The organism is Hydrogenophaga sp. (assembly GCF_022844385.1).
GTDB lineage: Bacteria > Pseudomonadota > Gammaproteobacteria > Burkholderiales > Burkholderiaceae_C > Hydrogenophaga.
Genome location: NZ_JALHLX010000144.1, coordinates 1 through 7,868 on the forward strand (window position 1 = coordinate 1; position 7,868 = coordinate 7,868).

Sequence of the window (7,868 nt, forward strand, 5' to 3'; positions counted from 1 at the left end):
ATGGTGGCGCTCATGGTCGTTGTCTCGTTCGCATGGTTGTTGTGTTCAGGAGGCCTGCTGAAGGAAAAACACCAGGTCCAGTTCGGGTGCGGGCTGGCCAAGGATGGTGAGCGCCGCGCTGATCTGGCCGCGGTGGTGTGTGCCGTGGTTGAACACGTGCGCCAGCGTGGCCGCGAACGGCAGGTTCATGGCCTGGCCACGCATGTTGGTATAGCTGAGCGCGCCGTCGTAACGCTCGGCGGGCCAACTGGTGATCAGCGGCTCCCACACCTTGGCGCCGCCTTTGAGGGCCTGCGCCAGGCGGTCGCGCTCGGGTTCGACCTCCATGTCCAGCGCGACCTTCGGGCTCTCGCCCCGCGCAAAGCGTCGCTGCCAGAGCATGTGCTCGCCCACCAGCAGGTGGTTGAGCGTGCCGTGGATGCTCTTGAAGAACAGACGCAGGTCGCGCCGGTAATCAAACTCGTTGACGGGTTCGATGGCAAAGAGCAGTTGCTCCGTGGCCCACACGTTGTAGCGGGCCAGCTGCACGAAGTGGGCTTGCCAGGGGCTCAATGCGGCCATGTGTCCAGCCCTCCCAAGTCCTTGAGCGATTCGAAGTCGGCATCGCGATGCAGCAGCATGTGTCCGTGCTTCATGCAGTAGCTGGCGAGCAGCACGTCGATGGGGCTGCGCACGGTGCGGCCTTGTTGACGGAGTCGCTGATACAGCGCAGCCGCATTCAACGCGTTGGTCAAGCCGCCGATCTCCACCACCTCCAAAGCCAGCAACAGATTGCGGGCTCTCGCCTGCTCCGTGGTTGTAGCGAAGCCGCGTAACACTTCGAACACCACCAGATCGGCCACACCGAGATCTGGCGGCCCGTCGAGCCCCGACAACCAACGCCTGAGCTGCTCAGTCTGCGGGTTGGTGGTGCCTCGAAAGTGATCGATCAAGACACTGGAGTCCACCAGAATCATGCTGACTTGCCCCGCGCACGGGGCTTTGGAATCGGCTCTGAGGCGGGGGACTTTCGACGTTGAGCGGCCGGCTTGATGGCGTAACTGGCGGCGGGTTCCTGCACGGCCACTTGGGGCGTCTGGCTTTGTTCTCGAGTTTTCGCCCAGCCTTCGTCAGAGTCGTCCCAGAACAGGGTGCCACGGGCTGCCAGCAAAGCTGCATAGGCCTTTTTGCGCTTGAGAAGACGCAATCCTTCTTCAACCGCCTCGCGTTTGGTCTTGAACTCGCCAAGCGCCATGACATCGGCCATGAGCTTGTCGTCGATCACGATATTGGTTCGCATGGCAAAATCCCTTCGATGTGTATGAATTCAGCGAATCATACACATCACATGCGAAATACACCAAACTTCGGCTCGCCGATCGGCGCGTTGAGCGCGGCTGAGAGCGCCAGGCCGAGCACCCGGCGCGTGTCGGCCGGGTCGATCACGCCGTCGTCCCACAGGCGGGCGCTGGAGTAGTAGGGGTGTGACTGGTGGCCGAACTGATCGAGCACCGGCTGTTTGAAGGCCGCCTCTTCTTCGGCGCTCCAGGCACCGCCTTTGGCTTCGATGCCGTCGCGCTTGACGGTGGCCAGCACGCCGGCGGCCTGCTCGCCACCCATGACGCAGATGCGCGCGTTGGGCCACATCCAGAGGAAGCGCGGGCTGTAGGCGCGGCCGCACATGCCGTAGTTGCCAGCGCCGTAGCTGCCGCCGATGATCACCGTGAACTTCGGCACCTGGGCGGTGGCCACGGCCGTGACCATCTTGGCGCCGTGGCGCGCAATGCCTTCGCTCTCGTACTTTTTGCCGACCATGAAGCCGGTGATGTTCTGCAGGAACAGCAGCGGCACCTTTCGCTGGCAGCACAGCTCGATGAAGTGCGCGCCCTTTTGCGCACTCTCGGAGAACAGCACGCCGTTGTTGGCGACGATGCCGATCGGCATGCCCTCGATGTGCGCGAAGCCGCAGACCAGCGTGGCGCCGAAGCGCGCCTTGAATTCGTGGAACTCGCTGCCGTCGACGATGCGCGCAATGATCTCGCGCACGTCGTACGGCTTGCGCGTGTCGGCGGGAATGACGCCGTATATCTCTTCGGTGGAATAGAGGGGTGCGCGCGGCTCGCGCAGCGCCTGCGTGGCGATCTTGCGTTTGTTGAGCGTGGCCACGGCCTGACGCGCCAGCGCCAGTGCATGCGCGTCGTTCTGTGCCAGATGGTCCGCCACGCCCGAGAGGCGGGTGTGCACGTCGCCGCCGCCCAGGTCTTCGGCGCTGACGATCTCGCCAATGGCGGCCTTCACCAGCGGCGGGCCACCCAGGAAGATGGTGCCCTGGTTCTTCACGATGATGGTCTCGTCGCTCATGGCCGGCACATAGGCCCCACCGGCCGTGCACGAACCCATGACCACAGCGATCTGCGCGATGCCGTTGGCCGACATGTTGGCCTGGTTGTAGAAGATGCGGCCGAAGTGGTCGCGGTCGGGGAACACGTCGTCCTGGTTCGGCAGGTTAGCGCCGCCCGAATCCACCAGATAAATGCAGGTGAGGTTGTTCTGCATCGCCACCTCTTGCGCCCGCAGGTGCTTCTTCACCGTCATGGGGTAGTAGGTGCCGCCCTTGACCGTGGCGTCGTTGCAGACGATCAGGCAGTCGACGCCGCTCACGCGGCCGATGCCGGTGATCACGCCGGCGCAGGGTGCGCTGTCGGTGCCGTCGCGGTCGGGGTACATGTTGAGCGCGGCCAGCGGGCTCAGCTCCAGGAACGGCGTGCCCGGGTCCAGCAGCATCTGCACGCGGTCGCGCGGCAGCAGCTTGCCGCGTTTGGTGTGTTTGGCGCGCGCGGCCTCACCGCCGCCGAAGGTGGACTTGGCCACCTGCGCCCGCAGGTCGTCCACCACCGCGCGCATGGCGGCGGCATTGGCCTGAAAGTCGGCAGAGCGGGCGTTGAGTTGTGTCTCCAGGGTCGACATGGTGCGGTCCTGTCAGGTTGTCTTGTGGGGGAACAGGTCATTTTGGCGGATAGCACCCGGCTCGTGTCGGTCACTCGGGTTGCAAATGCCGCCAACGCCCATGAAAATCCGGGTATGTCCCAAGCCGCCCTGCGCAGTCCACCCCCGTCGGCAGACACCGCCCGCCCGCTGGGTGGTCCGGCGCTCACGCCCATGGCCCTGGTTCGGGCCATGGTGCTGGCGTACCAGGCGCGCGGCATGGACCCGGCCAGCGCGCTGCAGCAGGCACAAATAACGCCAGCCCAACTGAAGAAGCCCGGTGCCAGCATCACCGCGACGCAGATGGAAGTGATCTCGGGCGCCGCCATGCGCGAGCTCGACGACGAAGGCCTCGGCTGCTTCGCCCGGCCCCTGCCCTGGGGCAGCTACGGCATGCTCGCGCGCGCCTCGCTCACCAGCCCCACGCTGGGTGTGGCGCTCAAACGCTGGTGCCGCCACCATGGTTTGCTGGCGCCCGAAGCTCCCTTGGCGGCGGAGGTGGACGGCGAGGTGGCCAGCATCGTGCTGCGCCTGCAACGCGACCCCGGGCCCATGGCAGAACTGTGCGCGGTCTCGCTGCTGCGCAACATCCACGGCCTGGCCAGCTGGTACGTGGATTCACGCGTCGCCCTGCTCGGCGCGCAGTTCCCCTACTCCGCGCCGCGCCACGCCGGGGCCTACGCCGTGCTGTTCGACGGACCGATCCGGTTTGACGCGGAGCACGCCGCCATCCACTTTGACGCGCGCTACCTGAGCCTGCCGGTGCGGCGCAACGAGGCCGCCATGAACCAGCTGCTGCAGCGCGCCCTGCCGCTCACTGTGCGTTCTTACCGGCGCGACCGCCTGCTGGTGCAGCGTGTGCGACAAGTGCTGGCCAGCCGGCCGCAGGATGCGCACAACGCCAACGAACTGGCCGCGTTGCTCAACACCTCACCGCGAACGCTGCACCGGCAACTGAAGGACGAAGGCGCATCGCTGCAGCGCCTGAAAGACGAGGTGCGCCAACAGCTCGCCACCGAACTGCTGCTGCGCAGCCACAAGCCCATCAAACAGGTGGCCGAGGCGGCGGGCTTTCAGAACGAAAAGAGCTTCATCCGCGCCTTCAAGGGCTGGACGGGACACTCACCGGGCGACTTCCGGAGTCAGTGAGTCCAGCAGGTCGTGCATGCGGTGGAACACACGGTGCACGGCCAGCCCTTTAAACGCGCGGCCATGGCCCTCGGGGCAATAGCCCCACACGGTGGCGCCCGCCGCCAGGCCGGCTTGCGCGCCGGTGCCGGTGTCTTCGATGACCAGGCAACGCGCCGGGTCGACGCGCAGGTGCGCCGCAGCGGCCAGGTAGACATCGGGCGCGGGCTTGGAACGCGGCTGGTCATGGCCGCTGAAGATGCGGTCGCCGAAGTAAGGATGCATGCCCGCCATCTCGATCTGCATCACGACCTTGGGTCGGTCGGCGCCCGAGGCACAGGCGATGCGCCCGCCGGCGTGCCGGTGCGCGGCCACCACCACCTCCAGCGCGCCGTGCACCGGCTGCAGCTCGGCGCGCAGCCGCGCATCACGCCGGGCGTAGAACGCCCGCATCCACGCGTCAGTCAACGGCTGGCCAGTTTCCGCTTCGATGCGCGCGCGCTCGTCGCGCACCGCCTTGCCGATGAAGATCTGCATGCACTCGGCCTGAGTGAGCGCCCAGCCGCTCTCGTTGAGCACCTCGCGCAGCACGCCATTGGTGATCGGCTCGCTGTCCACCAGCACACCGTCGCAATCAAAAAGAACCCCCTCGAACTGCGTCACAACAGGTCTCCGTTCACATACAGCCAATGCCCGTCTTCACGCACGAAACGGCTTCGCTCGTGCAGGCGCTGGCCACGGCCCTGCAGGCGCGAACGCGCCACGAACTCGACCTCGGCATGCGCCGCATCGATGGGCGTGTGCCGCTTCACCTCCAGCCCCAGCCACTTCACGCCCGCTTCGAAATCGATCGACGTCGGGCGTGTGCTTGCGTGCCAGGTATCCAGCAGGTGCGCCGCATCACAGCGCACAAAAGCGGTGTAGCGTGAGCGCATGAGCGATTCGGCATCGGGGGCCGGTACACCGGTGCCCAGGTAACGGCCGCAGCAGGCTTCAAAGGTGGCCACGCGTCCGCAGGAACACGGGTCTTTCATCCGGCTTTCTTCGCCTTGCGTTGCTCCATCGTCTCCACCGGGGCGCCCTGCTTCACCCAGTCGGTGAAGCCGCCGTCGATGTGGGCCACGTTGGTCATGCCCATCTCCTGCAGGGCCTTGGTGGCCAGCGCGCTGCGCCAACCGGCACCGCAATAGAGCACGAACTCCTTGTTCTCGTCGGCGAACACGGGTTTGAAGTAGGGCGAGGCCGGGTCGACCCAGAACTCGAGCATGCCGCGCGGCGCGTGCAGTGCGCCCACTGCAACGCCTTCGCGTTCCAGCTCGCGGATGTCGCGGATGTCGACCAGCTGCAGGCGCGCATCGCCTTTGGCCAGCCGGGCCTGGATGTCGGCCACGCTGTGGGTGGTGATCTGGGCGCTGGCCTCGGCCACGAGCGCCTGAGAACCTTTGGTGATGGGCATGTGTTGTCTCCGGTGGATACAGAATTATCGATGGCCTTGCAGCACCAGGGAGACGCAGCGCGGGTGTTCAAATGAAGGCCTTGATCTGGAGAACCCCTGCATGACCACACTCGACCATTTCCCCATCACCCGCAAGTGGCCCGCTCAGCATCCCGAGCGCCTGCAGCTGTATTCGCTGCCCACGCCCAACGGCGTGAAGGCATCGATCATGCTGGAGGAAACCGGCCTGCCTTATGAGCCGCACCTGGTGAGCTTCGAGACCAACGACCAGATGTCGCCGGCCTTCCTGTCGCTCAACCCGAACAACAAGATCCCGGCCATCCTCGATCCAGACGGGCCCGGTGGAAAACCGCTCGCGCTGTTCGAGTCGGGCGCCATCCTGATCTACCTGGCCGAAAAGACCGGGCAGTTCCTGCCGGCAGAGCCTGCAACGCGCTTTGAGACCCTGCAGTGGCTGATGTTCCAGATGGGTGGCGTGGGCCCCATGTTTGGCCAACTCGGCTTTTTCCACAAGTTCGCCGGCAAGGACTTTGAAGACAAACGCCCGCGCGACCGTTATGCCGCCGAGACCAAGCGCCTGCTCGGCGTGCTGAACCAGCGCATGACCGGGCGCGACTGGATCATGGGCGAGAACTACTCCATTGCCGACATCGCCATCTGGCCCTGGGTGCGCAACCTGGTGGGCTTCTACGGCGCGGGTGACCTGGTGGGCTTCAGCGAGTTCACCGAGCTGCCGCGCGTGCTCGCAGCCTTCGATCAGCGTCCAGCGGTGCAACGCGGCCTGAGCATTCCGGCCCGCAGCTGAAACGGGAGGTCACTTCCTCCAGAAGTGGCCCGTGAACAAGACCAGCACGGTCAGCAATTCAAGACGGCCCAGCAGCATCGCAAACGTCAACACCCAGATCTGGAAATCGTTGAGCACGCCGAAGTTGCTGGACGGCCCCACGAGACCCAGGCCGGGACCGATGTTGTTCACCGTGGCCACCACCGCCGAAAACGATGACACGATGTCCAGACCGGTGAACAACATCAGCATCGTCAGCCCCATGGTGGCGGCGCCATAGATCAGCATGTAGCCGAGCACGGCGGTCATGACCGCAGGCGGCATGATCGCCCCACCCAGCGTGACCGGGTTGACCACACGCGGGTGCACGATGCGAACCAGTTCGCGCCGCGCCTGCTTGATCAGCAACACCATGCGCACCAGCTTGATGCCACCGCCGGTAGACCCGGCACAGGACACGAAACACCCCAGGAACATGAGCAGCACCGGCGCGAACACCGGCCACTGTGCGTAGTCGGTGGATGCGTACCCGGTGGTGGTGGCCAATGACACCACGTGAAATGCACTGGTGCGCAGTGCCTCGGGAAAGTCGTCGATCACACCGTGCGCTGTAAGCAGGACTGCCACCAGCATGACCGACACCACCAGCACGCTGACATAGGTGCGGATTTCACGGTCGTTGGTGAGTGGGCGCAGTGAGCGCTGGCGCAGCACGATGAAATACCGCATGAAGCTCACCCCGGCCAGCACCATGAACACCGTGGCCACAGCCTCGATCTTTGGCGAGTCCCAGTAACCAAAGCTCGCGTCGTGCGACGAAAACCCGCCCAGACCCATGGTGGTGCACATGTGCATGAAGGCGTCGGCCCAGCTCATGCCGGCCCAGCGGTAGGCCAGCATGCAGGCCACCGAGAACAGCACATACACCCCCCACAGGCCGCGCGCGGTTTCAGAAATGCGCGGCGTGAACTTGGTGTCCTTCATGGGCCCCGGCGTTTCGGCGCGGTACAGCTGCACACCGCCCAGACCCAGCAGTGGCAGCACCGCCACCACCAGCAGCATGATGCCCAGCCCGCCCAGCAATTGCAGGAAACAGCGCCAGACGTTCACCGACACCGGTAGATCGTCCAGACCAGACAGAGCCGTCGAGCCCGTGGCGGTGAGTGCGCTCATGGCCTCGAAGTAGGCCTTGGTCCAGCTGATGTCGGGCACGGTGAACATGAGCGGTGCTGCCGCGAACGCAGGGAGCAGGGTCCACACGAGATTGACGAGCAGGAAGCCGTCCTTGGCCTGCAGCTCGCGGCGAAACCGGTGGGTAGCCCGCCACAGGATGATGCCGCACAGGGTGGTGAAGGCGAATCCGTACGCCCACACCAGCGCGTGATGCTGAGCGTCCAGGAACCAGGCCCAGGCCAGTGGAACCAGAAAGGCCGGCGCGAACGCCAGCAGGATGCGCGAAAACACCGAGAGGACGGGCAGCAGGGTGTACACGGTGAACGTTCGCTTCAGCCGAAGAAGGTGGCGCTGACCTGGAAC

General features: G+C 65.3%; 10 protein-coding genes. 2 read left to right on the forward strand and 8 right to left on the reverse strand.

The window, feature by feature from the left end; all coding sequences use genetic code 11:
* Positions 1-45 precede the first annotated feature (45 nt).
* From Q0C59_RS17100 to Q0C59_RS17115, 4 genes are read right to left on the reverse strand one after another with little or no spacing between them, the layout of a single operon-like run.
* Positions 46-561, reverse strand: a complete 516-nt coding sequence (locus Q0C59_RS17100) for a DinB family protein (RefSeq protein WP_291217770.1) — start codon at positions 559-561, stop codon at positions 46-48.
* A complete protein-coding gene (locus Q0C59_RS17105) occupies positions 549-956 on the reverse strand; it encodes a PIN domain-containing protein (protein ID WP_291217772.1) in 408 nt (135 codons plus the stop codon). Before Q0C59_RS17105 ends, Q0C59_RS17100 begins: the two co-directional genes overlap by 13 nt.
* Positions 953-1,279: a type II toxin-antitoxin system VapB family antitoxin gene (locus Q0C59_RS17110; RefSeq protein WP_291217774.1), complete on the reverse strand. Its 327-nt coding sequence runs from the start codon at positions 1,277-1,279 to the stop codon at positions 953-955. The genes Q0C59_RS17105 and Q0C59_RS17110 overlap by 4 nt, the downstream gene beginning before the upstream one ends.
* A 44-nt stretch (positions 1,280-1,323) precedes the next feature.
* Positions 1,324-2,946, reverse strand: coding sequence for a carboxyl transferase domain-containing protein (locus Q0C59_RS17115; protein WP_291217777.1), 1,623 nt, complete (start codon positions 2,944-2,946; stop codon positions 1,324-1,326).
* Positions 2,947-3,060: 114 nt separating this feature from the next.
* On the opposite strand from Q0C59_RS17115, the gene Q0C59_RS17120 reads away from it, so the two are divergent.
* Entirely contained in the window at positions 3,061-4,113 is a 1,053-nt protein-coding gene (locus tag Q0C59_RS17120; RefSeq protein WP_291217779.1) for an AraC family transcriptional regulator, read from the forward strand.
* Here Q0C59_RS17120 and Q0C59_RS17125 read toward each other — a convergent pair.
* Genes Q0C59_RS17125 through Q0C59_RS17135 form a run of 3 tightly spaced genes read right to left on the reverse strand, consistent with a single transcriptional unit; the run spans position 4,087 to position 5,548 of the window.
* Positions 4,087-4,755, reverse strand: a complete 669-nt coding sequence (locus Q0C59_RS17125) for an HAD family phosphatase (protein WP_291217781.1) — start codon at positions 4,753-4,755, stop codon at positions 4,087-4,089. The genes Q0C59_RS17120 and Q0C59_RS17125 overlap by 27 nt on opposite strands.
* Positions 4,752-5,126, reverse strand: coding sequence for a YchJ family protein (locus Q0C59_RS17130; protein ID WP_291217783.1), 375 nt, complete (start codon positions 5,124-5,126; stop codon positions 4,752-4,754). The genes Q0C59_RS17125 and Q0C59_RS17130 overlap by 4 nt, the downstream gene beginning before the upstream one ends.
* Positions 5,123-5,548 (reverse strand): rhodanese-like domain-containing protein, encoded by a 426-nt coding sequence (locus tag Q0C59_RS17135; protein ID WP_291217786.1) that lies wholly within the window; start codon positions 5,546-5,548, stop codon positions 5,123-5,125. Before Q0C59_RS17135 ends, Q0C59_RS17130 begins: the two co-directional genes overlap by 4 nt.
* 100 nt (positions 5,549-5,648) lie before the next feature.
* Here Q0C59_RS17135 and Q0C59_RS17140 point away from each other — a divergent pair, with 100 nt between their 5' ends.
* Positions 5,649-6,353, forward strand: a complete 705-nt coding sequence (locus Q0C59_RS17140; protein ID WP_291217788.1) for a glutathione S-transferase N-terminal domain-containing protein — start codon at positions 5,649-5,651, stop codon at positions 6,351-6,353.
* A gap of 9 nt (positions 6,354-6,362) precedes the next feature.
* On the opposite strand, the gene Q0C59_RS17145 is transcribed toward Q0C59_RS17140, so the two are convergent.
* Positions 6,363-7,823 (reverse strand): TrkH family potassium uptake protein, encoded by a 1,461-nt coding sequence (locus Q0C59_RS17145; RefSeq protein WP_291217791.1) that lies wholly within the window; start codon positions 7,821-7,823, stop codon positions 6,363-6,365.
* Between the last annotated feature and the right edge of the window lie 45 nt (positions 7,824-7,868).

Bases quoted from the DNA above. Each gene is read 5' to 3' on its own strand.
- Q0C59_RS17100 (WP_291217770.1), bottom strand. From the start codon at position 561: ATGGCCGCATTGAGCCCCTGGCAAGCCCACTTCGTGCAGCTGGCCCGC.
- Q0C59_RS17105 (WP_291217772.1), bottom strand. From the start codon at position 956: ATGATTCTGGTGGACTCCAGTGTCTTGATCGATCACTTTCGAGGCACC.
- Q0C59_RS17110 (WP_291217774.1), bottom strand. From the start codon at position 1,279: ATGCGAACCAATATCGTGATCGACGACAAGCTCATGGCCGATGTCATG.
- Q0C59_RS17115 (WP_291217777.1), bottom strand. From the start codon at position 2,946: ATGTCGACCCTGGAGACACAACTCAACGCCCGCTCTGCCGACTTTCAG.
- Q0C59_RS17120 (WP_291217779.1), top strand. From the start codon at position 3,061: ATGTCCCAAGCCGCCCTGCGCAGTCCACCCCCGTCGGCAGACACCGCC.
- Q0C59_RS17130 (WP_291217783.1), bottom strand. From the start codon at position 5,126: ATGAAAGACCCGTGTTCCTGCGGACGCGTGGCCACCTTTGAAGCCTGC.
- Q0C59_RS17135 (WP_291217786.1), bottom strand. From the start codon at position 5,548: ATGCCCATCACCAAAGGTTCTCAGGCGCTCGTGGCCGAGGCCAGCGCC.
- Q0C59_RS17140 (WP_291217788.1), top strand. From the start codon at position 5,649: ATGACCACACTCGACCATTTCCCCATCACCCGCAAGTGGCCCGCTCAG.